The following is a 16,879-nucleotide window of genomic DNA, read 5'->3' on the forward strand; positions in this document are numbered from 1 at the left end:
GCGCTGGAAATTTTGCCGCCGCATCGCTATCGTGGCGGAAAAACAAGGCAATCCCCAGAGGAGCCCGAGCAGTGAGCGTGACTTTTCCCCGCAGGACCCTGTTGCTGGGTCTCTCGGCGGTGCTTCTTGGCACTGCCTCCTGTGGCCTGCCCCGGCCCGGCCCGAACAAGCGTGAAATCTTCGCCGGATCGGTGATGCGCAGGGGCGATGCCTTTGTCGTCACCGTCGATGACCATGTGGCGCGGGCGACCGCGGTGCAACCGGCGCTTGGCTTTTCCTCCAGCTTCCAGACCGCAGGCGTCGTCGGGTCGGACACGATCAACCCCGGCGATACATTGCAGCTGACGATCTGGGAAAACGTCGATGACGGGCTTCTGGCCCAGGAAGGCGCCACGGCCACGCAATTGACCGAAGTGCAGGTCGATGGCGCGGGCTATATTTTCGTCCCCTATGCCGGCAAGATCAAGGCGGCGGGCAATTCCCCCGATGCGTTGCGCAAGATCATCACCGAAAAGCTGGACGCGCAGACCCCCGACCCGCAGGTGCTGATCACACGCACGGCGGGGGATGGCTCCACCGTCTCGGTCATGGGCTCGGTCGGCGGGCAGGGCGTCTATGCGATCGAACGGCCGACGCGGACGCTCTCGTCGATGATCGCGCGGGCGGGCGGCGTGACGATCAAGCCCGAGATCACCAAGATCACCATCAAGCGCGGCGGCAAGCAGGGCACGGTCTGGCTGACCGATCTTTACAAGAACCCGAAAATGGATATCGCGCTGCGATCGGGCGACGTGATCCTGGTCGAGGAAGACACCCGCGCCTTCACCTCGCTGGGCGCCACCGGCGCGCAGGCCCGGGTGCCGTTCGAAACCCAGACGCTCTCGGCGCTCGAGGCCATCGCCACCGTGGGCGGGCTTTCGTCCAGCACCGCCGATCCGAAGGGTGTCTTCGTCTTCCGCAACGAACCGGCAGAAATCGCCCGGGTCGTGCTGGGCCGCAACGATCTCGTCGGCGATCAGCGCATGGTCTATGTGCTCAACCTGACCGAGCCGAACGGCATGTTCCTGGCCCGCGATTTCGTGATCCGCGACGGCGACACCGTCTATGTCACCGAAGCGCCCTTCGTGCAGTGGCAAAAGTCGCTTTCGGCGCTGACCGGATCGGCCACGGCGGCAAATTCGCTCGACAACGTCGCCTCCGGGAACTGATGCCCGAAACGGCCCACACCCGGCGGCTATTTCCCTATGCGGCCGGGTTTCTGTGGCAACCGCAGCTGCGCGCGATGCTGCGCGCGGCGGGCTACAGCCTGCATCCGGGCCTGCCCGGGCCCCGCGATCGCGTCGTGGTCTGGGGCCGCTCGCCCCATTCCGCGCGCGGCGAGGCGGTGGCGGCGCGGCGCGGGGTCGGGCTCGTGCGGCTCGAAGACGCCTTCTTGCGCTCGGTCCGTCCGGGGCGGGCGCGGGGCGCGGGCGGCCCGCTTGGCCTGTTCATTGATCCCTTCGGCGTGCATTTCGACGCCGCGACGCCCTCGTTGCTGGAGCGTCTGCTGGCAAAGGAACCTCTCGACGACACCGCGCTTCTGGATCGCGCCCGCGACGGCATCGCCCGGTTGAAGGCGCTGAACCTGTCGAAATACAATGACTTCGACGAAACCCTGCCGCCGCCCGCGCCGGGCTATGTGCTGGTGATCGACCAGACCCGGGGCGATGCCGCGATCGCCCATGGCGGGGCGCGTGCCGCCACCTTCCGCGAAATGCTGGCCGTGGCGCAGATCGAAAACCCCGGCGCGCGGATCGTGATCAAGACCCATCCCGAGACCCGGGCGGGCCTGCGCCCGGGCCATTACGGCGCGGAAGATGAAAACGCCCGGATCACGCTTCTGACCGATCCGGTCGCGCCCTGGACCCTGCTTGAGGGCGCCATCGCGGTCTATACCGTGTCGTCGCTTCTGGGCTACGAGGCGATCCTGGCCGGTCACAAGCCGCGCGTTTTCGGCCAACCCTTCTATGCGGGCTGGGGGCTGAGTGTGGATGAAACTCCGGTCGCCCGGCGGCAAAGGCGACTGACGCGCGCGCAGATCTTTGCCGTCAGCCATATTCTGGCGCCGACCTGGGTCGACCCCTGCCGCGGGCGGCTCTGCCGGTTCGAGGAGGCGGTCGATCAGCTGGAAGCCGAGGTCCGCGCCTTCCGCGCCGACCGGGCGGGCCATGTCGCCACCGGCATGCGGCTGTGGAAACGCCGCCCGGTGCAGCAGTTTTTCGGCCGCGAAAAGCCGCTGCGCTTCGTCGATCCGCCCGAGCGCGCCGCGGCGCTGGCGCAGGCCAGCGGCCGCAGCCTGCTGATCTGGGCGGGCAAGGAACCGGCGGGCTTCACCGCCCCCGCGCTGCGGGTTGAAGATGGGTTCCTGCGCTCCAAGGGCCTCGGCGCCGATCTGGTGCCGCCCTTGTCGCTGGTCACCGATGCGCGGGGGATCTACTTCGATCCGACCCGGCCTTCGGATCTGGAAGAGCTGATTTCCGGCCCCCCGCCGCCCGGCGGACTTGCCCGGGCCGAGCGTCTGATCGCGGCGCTGCGCAGGGGCAAAGTGTCAAAATACAATCTCGACGGGGATAGCCCCGATCTGCCGGAGGGGCATCGCATCCTGGTTCCCGGGCAGGTGGAGGATGACGCCTCGATCCGCCTTGGCGCGGGCAGGACTTGCACAAATCTGACCTTGCTGAGCCTTGTGCGGCAGTCAAACCCCGAAGCAATCATCCTTTTCAAACCTCACCCGGATGTCGAGGCCGGTCTGCGTCCGGGCGCCGTGCCCGAGGCCGAGGCCCTGCGCTTCGCCAACAGGATCTTGCACAAATCGAACCCGGTGACGCTGATCGAGGCCGTTGACGAGGTCTGGACGATGACCTCGCTTCTCGGGTTCGAGGCGCTTCTGCACGGCAAGAAGGTCACGGTGACCGGGGCGCCGTTTTATGCCGGTTGGGGGCTGACCCGCGACCTTGGCCCGGTGCCCGACCGTCGCAAGGCCCGGCCGAGCCTTGCGCAGCTCGCCCATGCCGCACTGATCGCCTATCCGCGCTATTTCGACCCCGTGACCCGCCGCCCCTGCCCGCCCGAGGTGGTGCTGGAACGTCTCGCCCATGGCCCCCTGCCCCGCCCGGGGCCGCTGAACCGGAGCCTTGCAAAACTGCAGGGACTGCTTTCGGGCTTCGCGTTTCTCTGGCGTTAGGCGCGCAGCCAGCGCGCCAGCAGATCGGGGCCGACCGGTTGCAGGCTGTCCAGCCGATAGCGCGGCGCCTCGGCCAGCCGCGTCAGACCCAGATCGCCGATGCCCGGCCGCGCATCGCCGCCCAGCACCACGCCCGCGGTGAAGCCGATCAGCTCATCAACCAGACCCGCCGCCATCAGGCTTGCCGCAAACTGCCCGCCGCCTTCGCAAAAGACCCGGGTCAGACCGCGCGCGGCCAAAGCCGCCAGCAGCGCCGCCGGATCAAGCCCCGCGTCACGCCCGGGAACCTCGATCAACTCGGCGCCGAGCCCGGCCCAGAAGGTCCGCGCCTCGACCGGCGCCTCGGCCCCGTGCAAAAGCCACAGCGGCGCCTGCCCGACCGATCCCGCCAGCCGCCCGCGCGGCAGATCCAGCCGTCGCGACGCCACCACCCGCACCGGCGCCCGCAAGGGCGTGAAATCGCGCACCGTCAAGAGCGGATCATCCGCCCGCGCCGTGCCGCCGCCGACCAGAACCGCATCGAACCGCGCCCGCAAGACCTGCACCTGCGCGCGCGCCTGCGGCCCGGTGATCCACTGGCTTTCGCCGCTCGCAAGCGCGATCCGGCCATCGAAACTGGCGCCCAGCTTCAGCGCGAGCCAAGGCCGCCCGCGCTCGATCCGGCTTAAAAACCCTGCCTGCGCCGCCCGCGCCTCGGCCGCCAGCACCCCGGTTTCCACCGCAATCCCCGCCGCGCGCAGCATCGCATGACCGCGCCCCGAGACCCGCGGATCAGGATCTTCCAGCGCCGACACCACCCGCGCCACCCCGGCCGCGATCAGCGCCGCCGCACAGGGCGGGGTCTTGCCATGATGCGCGCAGGGCTCCAGCGTCACATAGGCGGTGGCCCCGCGCGCCGCCGCCCCGGCCTGATCCAGCGCCCGGCGTTCGGCATGCGGCCGCCCGCCCGGCTGGGTCCAGCCCCGCCCGACGATGCGCCCACCCTGAACGATCACGCAGCCCACCGCGGGATTGGGCCAGACATTGCCCAATCCGCGTCCGGCCAGCGCCAGCGCCAGCCGCAGGAAGCGGCTGTCGGCCTCGCTCACTCGGCATCTCCAGGATGCGGGCGCAGCTCCGACACGAATTTGTCGAAATCATCCGCCGCCTGGAAGTTCTTGTAAACGCTGGCAAACCGCACATAGGCCACGGTGTCGATCCGGGCCAGCGTCTCCATCACGATTTCGCCGATCGCGCGCGAGGGGATGTCGGTCTCGCCCAGACTTTCCAGCCGCCGCACGATCCCCGAGATCATCTGGTCGATCCGCTCCGGCTCGATCGGGCGTTTCTGCATCGCGATCCGGATCGAGCGTTCCAGCTTGTCGCGGTCGAAATCCTCGCGCCGCCCCGAGGTCTTGATCACCACCAGATCGCGCAGCTGCACGCGTTCATAGGTGGTGAAGCGACCGCCGCAGGCCGGGCAGAACCGCCGCCGCCGGATCGCCACATGATCCTCGGCCGGACGGCTGTCCTTCACTTGCGTATCGACATTGCCGCAAAACGGGCAGCGCATGGCGTCCCCCCTCTCATGTTACCGCCTCATTTGGGGTCTGTCGCCCCGGTTATCCACAGGACTATAGGGGCAGGCCGAGACATCGGGTAGCGCAAATGTCACACCACCAGATCCGGGGCCGGAACTGTGGCGGCGCGGACTCAGCCCGCGACCGGCTCAGGCCTTCGGCGCGGTCGGGGCCGGGGCAGTCGGGGCCGGGGCAGTCGGGGCCGGGGCGGTCATCCGCGCGGCCGGTTGCGCGGCGGACCGGTCCCGGGCGTAGACGGCCAGACATTCGGGCATGATGCCCAGCACCTGCACCTCTTTCGCGAAGGCGGCATCGACGGCCTCGGCCGACATCGGTTTCGACTTCTGCCCCAGCGGCGTCAGCGTGCCATCGCCCTTGCCGCTCACCAGCGCGAAAAGCCCGCCGGGCTCGGCCGTGACATAAGTGAAACAGGTGCCCTTTTGCGACATCCGCGGCGCCTTCGGATCGGCGGGCAGACCCTCGACACAGGCACTCAGAACAAGCGGCAGCACCAGCAGACAGGCGGGGCGGAGCGAAGCAAAGGGCATGGCGACCTCAAGAAAATCCTGCGCCACGGTAGCAGCCTGCACGACGGGGGCAAGGTCGATCACAGCGACAGCATGGCTTTTCCTGGTGCAAATACGCCGGGGGTCCGGGGGCGGAGCCCCCGGCGGGTCGCCTCGGGCGAAGCCCGAGGCGAAATACCTCCCCCTTTCAGGACAGGGGCGGCGGTTGCCCCCGCCGCCCCTTCGGATCAAGCTCTCAAAGCTCGCCGTCGCGGCGGCGATCCTCCTGCATCTCGAACCACATCGCGTTCAACACCCCGAACATCACCGCCACCGGCAGACCCAGAAGCCAGGCGAAATACCACATGTTGCATCTCCCTCAGTAAGCATTCGGATTGCGGGCGATGTCCTCGGGGCGCACCTTGCCCCAGAGCACCTTGTAGACCCAGGACGTGTAGGCCAGGATGATCGGCAGAAAGATCACCGTCGAGACCAGCATGATGAACAGCGTCATCTGCGACGAGGAACTGTCCCAGACCGTCAGCGAGGCCGAGGGGTTCAGCGACGAGGGCAGGATGAAGGGGAACATGCTCAGCCCCACGGTCGAGATCACGCCGAAGATGCCGACCATCGAGGCCGTCACCGCCCAGCCGCTCCAGAGCCGCATCAGCACCACCGCACTGCCCAGACCCAGCACCGCCAGCGCGGGCGCAATCGCGATCCAGGGCCGGGTCTGATAGGCGTCGAGCCAGGACCCGCCGCGCACCACCTCGGACAAAAGCGGGTTCGAGGGGCCGAAGGGGTCGGGCTCGGTCACGAACTGATAGGCCGGGATGCCGAAAGCAAGCCAGACCCCCGCCAGGGCAAAGGTGACGATGGTCAAGACCCCCGCCCAGCTGCCGATCCGCCGCGCCCGCGCCTGCACCGCGCCCTCGGTCTTCAAGACCAGCCAGGTCGCGCCATGGGCGATATGCATCGCCAGCGACACGACACCGACGAACAGCGCAAAGGGGTTCAGCAGGCCCAGAAGCTTCGAGAGCGGATTGCCCGGATAGATCGGCAACAGCGTCTCGTCGAGCGTGAAGGGCACGCCCTGCAGCACGTTGCCGACCGCGACGCCAAAGATCAGCGCGGGCACCGCACCGCCGACCACCAGCGCCCAATCCCAGCGCGTGCGCCAGACGGGGCTTTCCTTCTTGTTGCGATACTTGAACCCCACCGGCCGCAGGATCAGCGCCGCCAGAACCAGGAACATCGCCAGATAGAAGCCCGAGAAACTGACCGCGTAAAGCGGCGGCCAGGCGGCAAAGATCGCCCCGCCGCCAAGGATCAGCCAGACCTGGTTGCCTTCCCAGACCGGGCCGATGGTGTTGATGACGACGCGCCGCTCGGCGTCGGATTTCGCGACAAAGGGGTTCAGCGCCGCAACCCCCATGTCAAACCCGTCGGTCGCGGCAAGCCCGATCAGAAGCACGCCCAAAAGCACCCACCAGATCACGCGCAGGATTTCATAGCTCAGAAGTTCATGCAGGATCATGGTCTTACTCCGCAGGTTTGGCAACGGGACGGCGCTTGGCGGCCCAGGCTTCGACCACCTCGATGTCATGCGTCGGCCCCTTGCGGATCGCCGCCAGCATCAGCTTGATCTCGATCACCAGAAGCACGGTGTAAAGCGTCACGAAGCCCGCGAGCGTCAGCACCACATCCCAGATCGACAGGTTCGACACCGAGAGCGCGGTGGGAAGAAGCCCATCCACCGTCCAGGGCTGACGGCCGAATTCGGCGACGAACCAGCCGGTTTCGGCGGCAATCCACGGCACCGGGATCGCGAAGACCGCCACGCGCAAGACCCAGGTCGGGAAGCGCCCGCCGCGAAAGTTCGAGGTGAAGAACATGTAGCCGATCAAGGCCAGCATGAAGAACCCGGCCGCCACCATGATCCGGAAGCTCCAGAACAGCGGCGCCACCTGCGGCACCGTCTTCCAGGCCGCTTCGCTGATCTGCGCATCGGTGGCCAGTTTCGGATCCTCGACCACCGTCGTCAGCAGCATCGCATAGCCGAGATCGGCCGAATGCGCCTCGAAGGTTTCCTTGACTTCGGGGGTGACATCGCCTTTCGCGGCGCGGATCTGCAGCAGCGCGTCATAGGCGATCACGCCCGAGCGGATGCGGGTTTCGGCCTGTGCCACCAGCTCCTTGATGCCGGGCATTTCGGTGGTCAAAGACCGCGTGCCGATCAGCCCCATCACATAGGGGATCTTGATCGCATATTTGGTTTCCCGCGCCTCCTGATCGGGGATGCCGAAGAGGTTGAACGAGGCGGGGGCTTCCTCGGTTTCCCACATGCCTTCGATCGCGGCCAGTTTCATGCGCTGGTTGTGCGTGGCCTCATAGCCCGACTCGTCGCCCAGCACGATCACCGAAAGGCTCGCCGCCAGGCCAAAGGCCGAGGCGACGGCGATCGAGCGCCGCGCAAGGTCGATGTGACGGCCGCGCAGCAGATACCAGGACGAGACGCCGATCACGAAGATCGAGGCGGTCACATAGCCCGCCGAGACGGTATGGACGAATTTCGCCTGCGCCACCGGGTTGAACAGCACGGCGTAGAAATCGACCAGCTCCATCCGCATCGTCATCGGGTTGAAGACGGCCCCCACCGGGTTCTGCATCCAGCCGTTGGCGATCAGGATCCACAGCGCCGAGAAGTTCGAGCCGATGGCGACGCCCCAGGCCACGAACATATGCGCCCGCGCCGTCAGCTTTTCCCAGCCGAAGAACCAGATCCCGACCAGCGTCGCTTCCAGAAAGAACGCCATCAGCCCTTCGATCGCCAGGGGCGCGCCGAAGATGTCGCCGACGTAATGGCTGTAATAGGCCCAGTTCATCCCGAACTGGAATTCCATCGTGATCCCGGTCGAGACGCCCAGAACGAAGTTGATCCCGAACAGCGTGCCCCAGAATTTCGTCATCTGCCGCCAGATCGGGCGGCCGGTCATCACATAGACCGTCTCCATCGTGGCGACGAGGATCGACAGACCCAAAGTCAGCGGCACGAAAAGGAAGTGATACATCGCTGTCGAGGCAAATTGCAGCCGTGACAGCTCGACTAATCCGAACTCCATCGTTCTCTCCAAGGTGGTGCGCCCGCAGCGTCCCTTGCAGGCATGTGGCTCAGCTATGGCCAAACCCGGCGACGACCACCCCTGCGCGGCCTGTCGCAGGGGGACAAATTGTCACAGCAGCATTCCGGCAAGGCGGCGGACCGGGGTCTCGGTCGGCGCCACCTTGGCACCCCGACACTTGCGGTTCAATGAATATGTTTCCGGGACTGCGAAATGCGGCTCAGCGGCGGGTGATCCGCATCACCAGTTCCTCGCGCAAAAGGCCCTCGTCCTCGCCGCTGTCGCGGGCCAGCCGCTTGAGGCCGAAATGCACCCGGGCGATGTCCTGATAATAGCTGGTGAAGGCATAGTTCACCGCCGCCCCCGCCACCGCGCCCAGAACCGGCACCGCCTGGGTGGCCAGTTTCTGCCCCAGCACGGCCGCCAGCCGCGGCGCCACCTTTGCGATCAGGCTGTTCAGCCCCGGTCCGGTGATCGTCAGCCGCGCCGCCAGAAAGCCCATGTCGGCGCCGTCATCGCGCGCCAAGGGCCCCGCGGCGGCAAAGACGCGCAGACATTCGAGCCGCACCTCGTCGCTCTCGGGGTCGAAGCCATGTTCGGCGGCAATGCCCTGAATCGCGCGCAACAGCATCGTCACGGTGAAGGGCAGTTCGGCAAGCGCCCCGGGCAGACCGCCGACACCGCCCGCCGCCCCCATCGCCGTCGCCAGCGCGGTGTTGATCCAGTCGGGCCGGTCCGCCACCACCTCGCGCGAGCGGGTGGCGACGGTGAAGGCGGTTTCCAGCGCCCGTTCGGTGGCGCCCTCCAGCCGGTCGCGGACCGGGCTGGCAAGCTTGCCCAGAACCGTCTCGGCGCCGGTGCCGACAAGCGTGATCACCTGCATCATCGGCCCCGAGGCCGCGCGATGCCGCCGCGCCAGCAGGTCAAGTTCATCCGTCAGGCGTTTGTCGGTGATCGGATACAGGATTTCAGGTTGCATGGCTCCCCCTTGGCTCGCCCGAATATGGGTAGGCCGGGCGGGGGGCGAAAGATCAGGGCAGGAACTTTTCCACCGGGCCGCGCAGGCCCGCCCAGGCGCCGGGGATCAGCTCCAGCGCCAGAACCCGGTCGGGGTTGGTGGGGGGCGGCATCTCCACCCCCGCGATCTTTTCAAAACCGAAGCGATTGTAATAAGGCGCGTCGCCCACCAGCAGCACCCGTTCCCAGCCCAGACGCCGCGCCTCGGCCAGGCTTTCATGCATCAGAAGGCCGCCCAGCCCCTCGCCCTGCCGCGTCGGGTGCACGGCGACCGGGCCCAGCAGCAGCACGCGCTGCCCGCCGACCTTGACCGGCCAGTAGCGGATCACCGCCGCCAGAACGCCATCTTCGCGCAGCACAAGGCAAAGGGGCGCCACCTTTTCGACGCCATCGCGCAGCCGGTAAGACGACAGCGCGGTGCGGCCCGGGGCGAAACACAGGTCATAAAGTGCCTCGACCTCCCACCAGTCGGCTTCGGTCTCTTCTTCGAGCTGATACATGCCCCGACCCTTTGCGATTCGCCCTCGAAAGGCGCCTAACACGCGGTTATGTCAGGTTCAAATCAAAGGAGCCGCGCATGTTCTACCGCCCCGACAAGGGTCACGACCTGCCCCATGATCCGTTCCACGCCATCGTCGCGCCGCGTCCCATCGGCTGGATCTCGACGCGCGGGCAGATGGGCGACAATCTGGCGCCCTATTCGTTTTTCACCGCCGTCTCGGCCAGCCCGGCGCAGGTGGTCTTCGCCTCGACCGCGGCCAAGCCCGACCGTGGCGACACGAAAGATACGCTGACGCAGATCCGCGAAAGCGGGGTGTTTTGCGTGAACCTTGTCACCTCGGCGCTGGCGGCGCAGATGAACGCGACGTCCGCGATGCTGGCGGCGGGGGAGGATGAGTTTCTGGCGGCCGGGCTGGAAAAGGCCGGGTGCGAGATGATCGATTGCGCGCGCGTGGCGGCGGCGCCTGCGGCGCTGGAATGCCGTCTGGTGCAGATCGTGCCGCTTCTGGGGCAGAGCAACTTTCTGGTGCATGGCGCGGTGGTCGGCGTGCATATCCGCCCCGATTGCCTGATCGACGGCCGTTACTGCCCGCCCGACCGGCTGAGCCGTCTGGGCTACATGGATTACGCGACGGTGACCGAGACCTTCGAGATGGCGCGGCCCTGAGGCGATCTGGCCGAGGCCATTGCCGAGGCCCCGCGGAACAGCGGCCCCGTGACCGCCGGGGCGCCAAAGCGTCCCGGCCAGCGCCCGCCGCGCTTCTCGCCCGCCGGGACGGGCGCCGACCTCTGGTGCGTCTTGCTGAAACGGTCTTGGCGCAACCCGGGCGCAACGGGCGGGGAAAGGCGGTGCCTTTCCTTTTCCGCCCGAACCGGCCCTCGGCCGGATCAGCCCCCGGCAATCCGGCGTTTGCCCGTTTCGATCGCCTGGTCGAACAGTGCCATGTAGCGCGGCGCGACCTGGTCCAGATGATAGGCCCGGCCGCGCTTTGCCGCCGCCGCCCCCAGCCGCGCGCGCAGGGCCGGATCGCCCGCCAGCCGCTCGATTGCGGCGATCCACTGATCATCCTCGCCGTTTTCGCCCACCGGCAGAAGCACGCCGTTCACCCCGTCCTCGATCATCTCGGGGGCAAAGGTGGCGTTCGAGGCGATCACCGGCTTGCCGCGGGCGAGGATCTCCATCAGCCCCCAGTTCCCCACCCCGAAGCGCAGCGGGTACAGGAACAGATCGACCTGCGCCAAAGCCTCGACGAAGGTGTCATAGGGCAGCTTGCCCGGGAACAGGATGCGCTCGCCCCCGGCCGGATAGCTCCGCACCAGATATTCGGCGAAACTGGCGCCCTTGCCAAGGGCCTTCTCGACCCATTGCTGTTCATAGCCGTAGGTCGTGGCCTTGGGATCGCCGATCGCGGCGAAGCGCAGGCCGAGCCGATCCGCCGTGCCCTCGCGCACCAGCCGGTCGACCAGCCGCACGAAGATGTCGAAGCCCTTGCAATTCGACAGATCGCGGGCGGAAAAGCCGATGGTGAAGGGGCCCGGCGGCGCGGGCGGCAGCGGCTTGATCTCGAAGCCCTCGAACTGCACCGCCACCCGCGGCTGCAGCTCGGCAGGCAGAAGGCTGCGCGCATAGGCCGAGGGCACGATGGTCAGATCCGATTTCAGGATCTGATGGAAGCTCAGCATCTCCATGTTGCGATCGGAAAGCCGCTGGCTCAGATCGGGCGGATAGCGCTTGTCCCAGCCATGCGCGGCGTAGCTTGGAAACTCGATATAAGAGGCGATGGCGGCGTCGATCTCGTCATAAAGAAACAGCGGCGCCCCCCACATGCCATGGGCGAAGACCAGATCGATGCGGGTCTTGCGGCGCAGCTCGGTCAGCGCGCTCAGCACGCCGCGCGAAATCCGCGCCGAGCGTTCGGCCTTGTCGGAGTAATAATAGCCCTGCGCCCCGGTGATCGGCCCGTCGGGGGTGAAGGGCAGCAGGCGGCTGAATTTCGCGCCATGTGTTTTCACATGGCCCCTGGAGGTCAGATACCAGGTTTCGGCCAGACCGGCGGCGTGCAGATATTCGGCCAGGCCGTTGAATTGGCCCGGCGTGACGGCGGAAACAAAGACGATCACGGGTTTCATGGCCGCAGGTTAGGCGCGGGGAAATGGCCGTGCAAGCGGGGCTCTGCCCCGCACCCCGAGGTATTTCGGGCAAGATGAAAGATCAGCGTTTCAGCCGCCTTGCCCCCGCCAGAAGCGTGTAGACCCCCGAGGCGACGACAAGGGCGGCGCCCGCCAGCGTCGCGGCATCCAGACTTTCGCCGAAGACAAGAATGCCGAGGCCCAGCGCGAAGATCAGCCGGGTGTAACGGAAGGGGGTGACGACGGCGACCTCGCCCGTCCGCATCGCCTTGGTCAACGCCCAATAGGCGGTGACGCCAAAAAGCACCGCGCCAAGCACCGGCAACAGGTTTGCGGGGGCGGGCACCACCGCGCCGCCGGTGACGGCAAGGATGAGGCCGCCCGCCGGGATCAGCGCGGCAAAACCGTAAAGCCCAAGCTGGAAATTCGTCAGCACCTTGGGCGCGGCGCGGGTGGCCAGATCGCGCCCGGCAAAACCGAGAAGCCCCAGAACCGTCCAGAGCGCGGCGGGCACGAAACCGTCGAGCCCCGGGCGCAGGATCACCAGCACGCCCAGAAAGCCGATCGCCACCGCCGCCCAGCGCGCCGCCCCCACCCGTTCGCGAAAGATCAGCGCCGCCCCCGCCACGACGACAAGCGGCGTCGCCTGCAGAATCGCCGAGGCGTTCGAAAGCGGCGTCAGCGCGATGCCGAGCGTGTAGCCCAGCCGCCCGGTGATCTCGAACCCGGCCTTGATCCCCATCAGCCGGCTGGCCACCGCCGGATGCCAGAGGCCTTGCCCCGAGGCGAGCGCCAGCGCCGCAAAGCAGATCATCCCGCCCACGCCAAAGAGCATCAGCACCTCGCCCACCGGCAGGCTTTGCGCCGCCTTCTTGACGAACATGTCTTCCAGCGCGAAGAGCGCCATGGCCAGCGTCATCAGCCCCGCGCCGCGGATGTTTTCGGCGCCCAGTTCGCTGCGGTGATCCATGCTCTCTCCCTGCCCCTGAGGTGTAAATATGACGCGGAGCGGCGGAGTTCTATGGTCTTTTCCGTTCCGCCGCGCCCGCCTAAGCTGCGCGCGGCCGCGAAGGGCCAGGGCGAGGACTTTGGAATGACTGCAGACCGGATGATCGGGGTGATGGGGGGCTCGGGTGTCTATGACATCGACGGGCTCGAAGAGGCGACATGGCAACCGGTGGAGACCCCCTTTGGCGCGCCCTCGGACGAGATCCTGACCGGGCGGCTCCATGGCGTGCGGATGGCGTTTCTGCCGCGGCATGGGCGGGGGCACCGCTTCACCCCCTCGACGGTGAATTACCGCGCCAATATCGCGGCGATGAAGATGATGGGCGTGACCGATCTGGTCGCCGTCTCGGCCGTGGGCTCGCTGAAAGAGGACTATGCGCCCGGCGATTTCGTCATCATCGATCAATATATCGACCGCACCTTTGCCCGGGTGAAGAGCTTTTTCGAGACCGGGCTGGTGGGGCACGTCTCGGTCGCGCATCCGGTTTGCGGGCGGCTTTCGGCCCATTGCGCCGAGGCCGCGCGGGCGACCGGCGTGACGGTGCACGAGGGCGGCACCTATGTCGCGATGGAGGGGCCGCAATTCTCGACGCTGGCCGAGAGCCGCCTCTACCGCAGCTGGGGCGCCGATGTGATCGGCATGACCGGGATGCCCGAGGCGAAATTGGCCCGCGAGGCCGAACTGTGCTATGCCTGCGTCGCGATGGTGACCGATTACGATTGCTGGCACCCGGACCATGATGCGGTCGATGTGGCGCAGGTGGTGGCCACGGCGATCGCCAATGCCGGAAAGGCGCGGTCGCTGGTCGCCGCCCTGCCCGCGCTTCTCAAAGGCCCGGCCACGCCTTGCGAAAAGGGCTGCACCCATGTGCTCGATGGCGCGATCATGACCGCCCCCGCCAAACGCGACCCCGAAGTGATTGCCCGACTGATGCCCGTGATGGGCCGCGTCCTGAAAGGCTGACCGATGAAGACCGTCAAGGATTACATCCGCACCATCGCCGACTTCCCGCACGAGGGGATCATGTTCCGCGATGTCACCACGCTTTTCGCGGATCCGCGCGGCTTCCGCATGGCGATCGACCAGCTTCTGCACCCTTGGGCGGGCGAGCAGATCGACAAGGTCGTCGGGCTTGAAGCGCGCGGCTTCATTCTGGGCGGCGCCATCGCGCACCAGCTTTCCAAGGGCTTCGTGCCGATCCGGAAAAAGGGCAAGCTGCCCGGGCAGACGATTTCGCAATCCTACAAGCTCGAATATGGCGAAGCGATCATGGAGCTGCATGACGACGCGATCCAGCCGGGCGAGAAGGTGCTGGTGGTCGATGATCTGCTGGCGACGGGCGGCACCTGCGAGGCGGCGATCAAGCTGGTCGAGCGTCTGGGCGGCGAGATTGTCGGCTGTTCCTTCATCGTCGATCTGCCGGAACTGGGCGGGCGCAACCTGCTGCGCGATCTGGGCATGCAGGTGCATGTCCTGTGCGAATTCGACGGCGCGTAAGGCGTTGACAAGCAGCCTTTCCGGGGCCTCCGCCCCGAAAAGGCTGCCCCCTCATGCTATATCGGTCGGCGTGCGCAAGGCCGCGATCAGCGCGGTCAGCTGCGCGATTTTCGGCGTCAATTCCCGCGCTGCCGTGTCGGCCGCGTCCTTTGCGGATGCGGCCAGGAGGTCTTGTTGCACCAGTTCGTCGTGCAAATACGCCTGCATGGCCGTATCTCCGACAGAGGTGAAGATCGCCAGTGTGTCCCGCATTCCCGCGGCGAATTTCGCCCCGACTTCCGCTGCGCGTTGCGCTGCGTCCAGTTCGGCCTGCCAATAATTCAGCTGCGCCTCCTGGCCCTTGATCGCGGCCTTGTCAGTCGCGGGAACGGGCGGACCGATCACGTCGATCAGCCGATAGACTTGCCCCGGGACAGACGCGTTCAGATTGGTCAGCATTTGGTTTCTCCAATCAACTCCCGGATGCAGTCATGCGCGAAACAAGTTTCAATCCCGTTGTTTTCTCCCGACCGGGCCCCGTTTCGTTTGTGACCACGATCCGATCCATGCAATTGCCACGCGCACGTCGCCGTGTCCGCGCTGCTGCGCTTGCTGCTCGCGATGGGGCAATCCTGGACCAGTGAAGACGGGTTCCGCCGTGCCGTCTATATCTCGGCAGGGCTGTTCATGACGCAGATGGTGTTCAAGATTGTGACCGCGTGAGAGAAGCTCAGGGGAGTTAACAGCATTAACCTTTTGGCAACCCGAATCGCGGTACTCAGAGCGGGCCTGATGGTTCGGCTGCTTGCAAACACGTGAACCAAAAGTGCAGCGCCCTGCCTACCCCGGCAGGGCGCATTCCTTTCCGGCTCCGCTCAGCTTGCGGCGGGCAGGATCACCCCGGGATTGAGGATGCCGCGCGGATCCAGCGCCGTCTTGATCGCCCGCATCATCGCCATCTTCGCCGGGGCCGCGCTGCGCGCCAGCTCGCCCACCTTCAGCCGCCCGATGCCGTGTTCCGCCGAGATCGAGCCGTCAAACCGCTTGACCACCAGCCGATGCACCGCCGCCATCACCTCCGAGCGGATCGCCTCGTACTCCTCGCGCCGCCGCCCCTCGGCCGGGAAGACGTTGAAATGCAGATTGCCGTCGCCGACATGGCCGAAACAGTTGAGCCGGAAATCGCCGATCTCGCGCAGCATCTCCGTCGCGGCGGCGATGAAGGCCGGGATGTCGGCCCCCGGCACGGCGATGTCATGGCTGGAAATCGCGCCGATGCGGCGGTTCGCCAGCGGGATCGATTCGCGCATCTGCCATAATGCCGCCGCCTGCACCCCCGATTGCGCCACGACCGCATCGCTCACCAGATCGCCCGCGGCCTCGTAAAGATCGGCGAAAGCCGCTTCGGCCTCCATCCCGGCGGGCAGGCCCAGCTCGATCAGCACCGACCAATCGGGATCGGCGGCAAAGGGCAGCGCCACCTCGGGGCCGACTTCGCGCAAAAACGCCAGCCCCTGCCCCGAGATCAGCTCGAAAGCCGAGACACAGCCCGCAAACCGCGCCTGCGCCAGACCCAAAAGCGCCACCGCCGCCGCGGGCGAGGGCACCGCCAGCAGCGCCACCCCCTCGACCGCGGGGGGCTCGTGCAGCCGCAGGCTGGCCGCGGTGATGATGCCCAAAGACCCTTCCGAGCCGATGATCAGATCACGCAGGTCATAGCCGGTGTTGTCCTTGGCCAGACGCTTCAGCCCGTGCCAGATCGTGCCATCGGCCAGCACCACCTCGAGCCCCAGACAGAGCGCCCGCGCCGTGCCATAGCGCAGCACGTTCACCCCGCCCGCATTCGTCGCGAGACAACCGCCGATCTGCGCGGAACCTTGCGACGCCAGCGTCAGCGGAAAGCGCTTGCCCACCGCCGCGGCCGCGTCCTGCACCGCCTGCAGCGTCGCCCCCGCCTCGATCACCAGCGCCTGGCCATCGACCTGCCGCACCGCCCGCATCCGCTCGAGGCTCAGAGCCACCGGCACCGGCCCCTCGGACGCCACCTGCCCGCCGACAAGCCCGGTGCCGCCGCCAAAGGGCACGACCCCCACCCGTTCGGCATGACAAAAGCCCAGAAGCGCCGAGACCTGCGCCACCGTTTCGGGCCGCGCCAGAACGCCCGCCTGGCCCCGCCAACGCCCGCGCGGCTCTTCCAGATAGCGCGGCTCGGCCGCGCCCAGCCACAGCCCAGGCACCGCCACGGCCAATCGTTTCACAAAAGCAGCATCCGCCGGGTTCAGCACGGCTTTCCCCTTCATCTTGCCTCAAATACCTCGCGGGGGGTCCGGGGGGCG

General features: G+C 67.0%; 18 protein-coding genes. 6 read left to right on the forward strand and 12 right to left on the reverse strand.

Translation table 11 applies throughout. The annotated features are described in order from the left end of the window. Positions 1 to 71: 71 nt before the first annotated feature. On the forward strand, positions 72 to 1,208 hold the full coding sequence (locus LY44_RS01495; protein ID WP_455566832.1) for a polysaccharide biosynthesis/export family protein: 1,137 nt from the start codon (positions 72 to 74) through the stop codon (positions 1,206 to 1,208). Beyond that, on the forward strand, positions 1,208 to 3,223 hold the full coding sequence (locus LY44_RS01500; RefSeq protein ID WP_055212189.1) for a capsular polysaccharide biosynthesis protein: 2,016 nt from the start codon (positions 1,208 to 1,210) through the stop codon (positions 3,221 to 3,223). The genes LY44_RS01495 and LY44_RS01500 overlap by 1 nt, the downstream gene beginning before the upstream one ends. Here LY44_RS01500 and ribD read toward each other — a convergent pair. From ribD to LY44_RS01540, 8 genes are all read right to left on the reverse strand, one after another. After that, positions 3,220 to 4,311, reverse strand: coding sequence for a bifunctional diaminohydroxyphosphoribosylaminopyrimidine deaminase/5-amino-6-(5-phosphoribosylamino)uracil reductase RibD (gene ribD / locus LY44_RS01505; RefSeq protein WP_055212188.1), 1,092 nt, complete (start codon positions 4,309 to 4,311; stop codon positions 3,220 to 3,222). The genes LY44_RS01500 and ribD overlap by 4 nt on opposite strands. Further along, entirely contained in the window at positions 4,308 to 4,775 is a 468-nt protein-coding gene (nrdR, locus tag LY44_RS01510; protein WP_013068778.1) for a transcriptional regulator NrdR, read from the reverse strand. Before nrdR ends, ribD begins: the two co-directional genes overlap by 4 nt. 156 nt (positions 4,776 to 4,931) lie before the next feature. Next, positions 4,932 to 5,393, reverse strand: a complete 462-nt coding sequence (locus LY44_RS01515; protein WP_055212186.1) for a hypothetical protein — start codon at positions 5,391 to 5,393, stop codon at positions 4,932 to 4,934. 151 nt (positions 5,394 to 5,544) lie between these two features. Beyond that, on the reverse strand, positions 5,545 to 5,655 hold the full coding sequence (gene cydX, locus LY44_RS01520; RefSeq protein WP_065118417.1) for a cytochrome bd-I oxidase subunit CydX: 111 nt from the start codon (positions 5,653 to 5,655) through the stop codon (positions 5,545 to 5,547). 12 nt (positions 5,656 to 5,667) lie between these two features. Beyond that, entirely contained in the window at positions 5,668 to 6,825 is a 1,158-nt protein-coding gene (gene cydB / locus LY44_RS01525; RefSeq protein WP_055212185.1) for a cytochrome d ubiquinol oxidase subunit II, read from the reverse strand. Between the two features lie 4 nt (positions 6,826 to 6,829). Beyond that, positions 6,830 to 8,410, reverse strand: a complete 1,581-nt coding sequence (locus tag LY44_RS01530; protein ID WP_055212183.1) for a cytochrome ubiquinol oxidase subunit I — start codon at positions 8,408 to 8,410, stop codon at positions 6,830 to 6,832. A gap of 220 nt (positions 8,411 to 8,630) precedes the next feature. Further along, positions 8,631 to 9,389 carry an EcsC family protein gene (locus LY44_RS01535; RefSeq protein ID WP_055212181.1) on the reverse strand — a complete coding sequence of 253 codons (759 nt, stop codon included), beginning with the start codon at positions 9,387 to 9,389 and terminating at the stop codon, positions 8,631 to 8,633. A gap of 52 nt (positions 9,390 to 9,441) precedes the next feature. Then, complete coding sequence (locus LY44_RS01540) at positions 9,442 to 9,927, reverse strand: GNAT family N-acetyltransferase (protein ID WP_055212179.1); 486 nt, start codon at positions 9,925 to 9,927, stop codon at positions 9,442 to 9,444. 77 nt (positions 9,928 to 10,004) lie between these two features. Between LY44_RS01540 and LY44_RS01545 the strand changes: the two genes are divergently transcribed. After that, positions 10,005 to 10,595, forward strand: a complete 591-nt coding sequence (locus LY44_RS01545) for a flavin reductase family protein (protein WP_055212177.1) — start codon at positions 10,005 to 10,007, stop codon at positions 10,593 to 10,595. 221 nt (positions 10,596 to 10,816) lie between these two features. Here the strand turns inward: LY44_RS01545 and LY44_RS01550 are convergent, their stop codons facing one another. Then, complete coding sequence (locus LY44_RS01550; protein ID WP_055212175.1) at positions 10,817 to 12,058, reverse strand: glycosyltransferase; 1,242 nt, start codon at positions 12,056 to 12,058, stop codon at positions 10,817 to 10,819. 82 nt (positions 12,059 to 12,140) lie between these two features. Beyond that, entirely contained in the window at positions 12,141 to 13,028 is an 888-nt protein-coding gene (locus LY44_RS01555) for a DMT family transporter (RefSeq protein WP_055212173.1), read from the reverse strand. 123 nt (positions 13,029 to 13,151) lie between these two features. Here LY44_RS01555 and LY44_RS01560 point away from each other — a divergent pair, with 123 nt between their 5' ends. Both LY44_RS01560 and LY44_RS01565 read left to right on the forward strand, forming a co-directional pair. Continuing rightward, positions 13,152 to 14,030 carry an S-methyl-5'-thioadenosine phosphorylase gene (locus LY44_RS01560; RefSeq protein WP_081024510.1) on the forward strand — a complete coding sequence of 293 codons (879 nt, stop codon included), beginning with the start codon at positions 13,152 to 13,154 and terminating at the stop codon, positions 14,028 to 14,030. Between the two features lie 3 nt (positions 14,031 to 14,033). Next, on the forward strand, positions 14,034 to 14,564 hold the full coding sequence (locus LY44_RS01565) for an adenine phosphoribosyltransferase (RefSeq protein ID WP_013068789.1): 531 nt from the start codon (positions 14,034 to 14,036) through the stop codon (positions 14,562 to 14,564). Between the two features lie 51 nt (positions 14,565 to 14,615). Here LY44_RS01565 and LY44_RS01570 read toward each other — a convergent pair whose 3' ends face one another. Further along, positions 14,616 to 15,002, reverse strand: coding sequence for a hypothetical protein (locus tag LY44_RS01570; protein WP_055212169.1), 387 nt, complete (start codon positions 15,000 to 15,002; stop codon positions 14,616 to 14,618). 132 nt (positions 15,003 to 15,134) lie between these two features. On the opposite strand from LY44_RS01570, the gene LY44_RS18400 reads away from it, so the two are divergent. Next, positions 15,135 to 15,266: a hypothetical protein gene (locus LY44_RS18400; RefSeq protein ID WP_262985673.1), complete on the forward strand. Its 132-nt coding sequence runs from the start codon at positions 15,135 to 15,137 to the stop codon at positions 15,264 to 15,266. Positions 15,267 to 15,418: 152 nt separating this feature from the next. Here the strand turns inward: LY44_RS18400 and LY44_RS01575 are convergent, their stop codons facing one another. Continuing rightward, positions 15,419 to 16,843, reverse strand: a complete 1,425-nt coding sequence (locus tag LY44_RS01575; protein ID WP_223230702.1) for an FAD-binding oxidoreductase — start codon at positions 16,841 to 16,843, stop codon at positions 15,419 to 15,421. Between the last annotated feature and the right edge of the window lie 36 nt (positions 16,844 to 16,879).

Source organism: Rhodobacter capsulatus (assembly GCF_003254295.1).
GTDB classification, from domain to species: domain Bacteria; phylum Pseudomonadota; class Alphaproteobacteria; order Rhodobacterales; family Rhodobacteraceae; genus Rhodobacter; species Rhodobacter capsulatus.

Bases quoted from the DNA above. Each gene is read 5' to 3' on its own strand.
- LY44_RS01575 (WP_223230702.1), bottom strand. From the start codon at position 16,843: ATGAAGGGGAAAGCCGTGCTGAACCCGGCGGATGCTGCTTTTGTGAAA.
- LY44_RS01560 (WP_081024510.1), top strand. From the start codon at position 13,152: ATGACTGCAGACCGGATGATCGGGGTGATGGGGGGCTCGGGTGTCTAT.
- LY44_RS01555 (WP_055212173.1), bottom strand. From the start codon at position 13,028: ATGGATCACCGCAGCGAACTGGGCGCCGAAAACATCCGCGGCGCGGGG.
- LY44_RS01540 (WP_055212179.1), bottom strand. From the start codon at position 9,927: ATGTATCAGCTCGAAGAAGAGACCGAAGCCGACTGGTGGGAGGTCGAG.
- LY44_RS01550 (WP_055212175.1), bottom strand. From the start codon at position 12,058: ATGAAACCCGTGATCGTCTTTGTTTCCGCCGTCACGCCGGGCCAATTC.
- cydB (WP_055212185.1), bottom strand. From the start codon at position 6,825: ATGATCCTGCATGAACTTCTGAGCTATGAAATCCTGCGCGTGATCTGG.
- LY44_RS01565 (WP_013068789.1), top strand. From the start codon at position 14,034: ATGAAGACCGTCAAGGATTACATCCGCACCATCGCCGACTTCCCGCAC.
- nrdR (WP_013068778.1), bottom strand. From the start codon at position 4,775: ATGCGCTGCCCGTTTTGCGGCAATGTCGATACGCAAGTGAAGGACAGC.
- LY44_RS01500 (WP_055212189.1), top strand. From the start codon at position 1,208: ATGCCCGAAACGGCCCACACCCGGCGGCTATTTCCCTATGCGGCCGGG.
- LY44_RS01530 (WP_055212183.1), bottom strand. From the start codon at position 8,410: ATGGAGTTCGGATTAGTCGAGCTGTCACGGCTGCAATTTGCCTCGACA.
- LY44_RS01570 (WP_055212169.1), bottom strand. From the start codon at position 15,002: ATGCTGACCAATCTGAACGCGTCTGTCCCGGGGCAAGTCTATCGGCTG.
- LY44_RS01535 (WP_055212181.1), bottom strand. From the start codon at position 9,389: ATGCAACCTGAAATCCTGTATCCGATCACCGACAAACGCCTGACGGAT.
- LY44_RS01545 (WP_055212177.1), top strand. From the start codon at position 10,005: ATGTTCTACCGCCCCGACAAGGGTCACGACCTGCCCCATGATCCGTTC.
- cydX (WP_065118417.1), bottom strand. From the start codon at position 5,655: ATGTGGTATTTCGCCTGGCTTCTGGGTCTGCCGGTGGCGGTGATGTTC.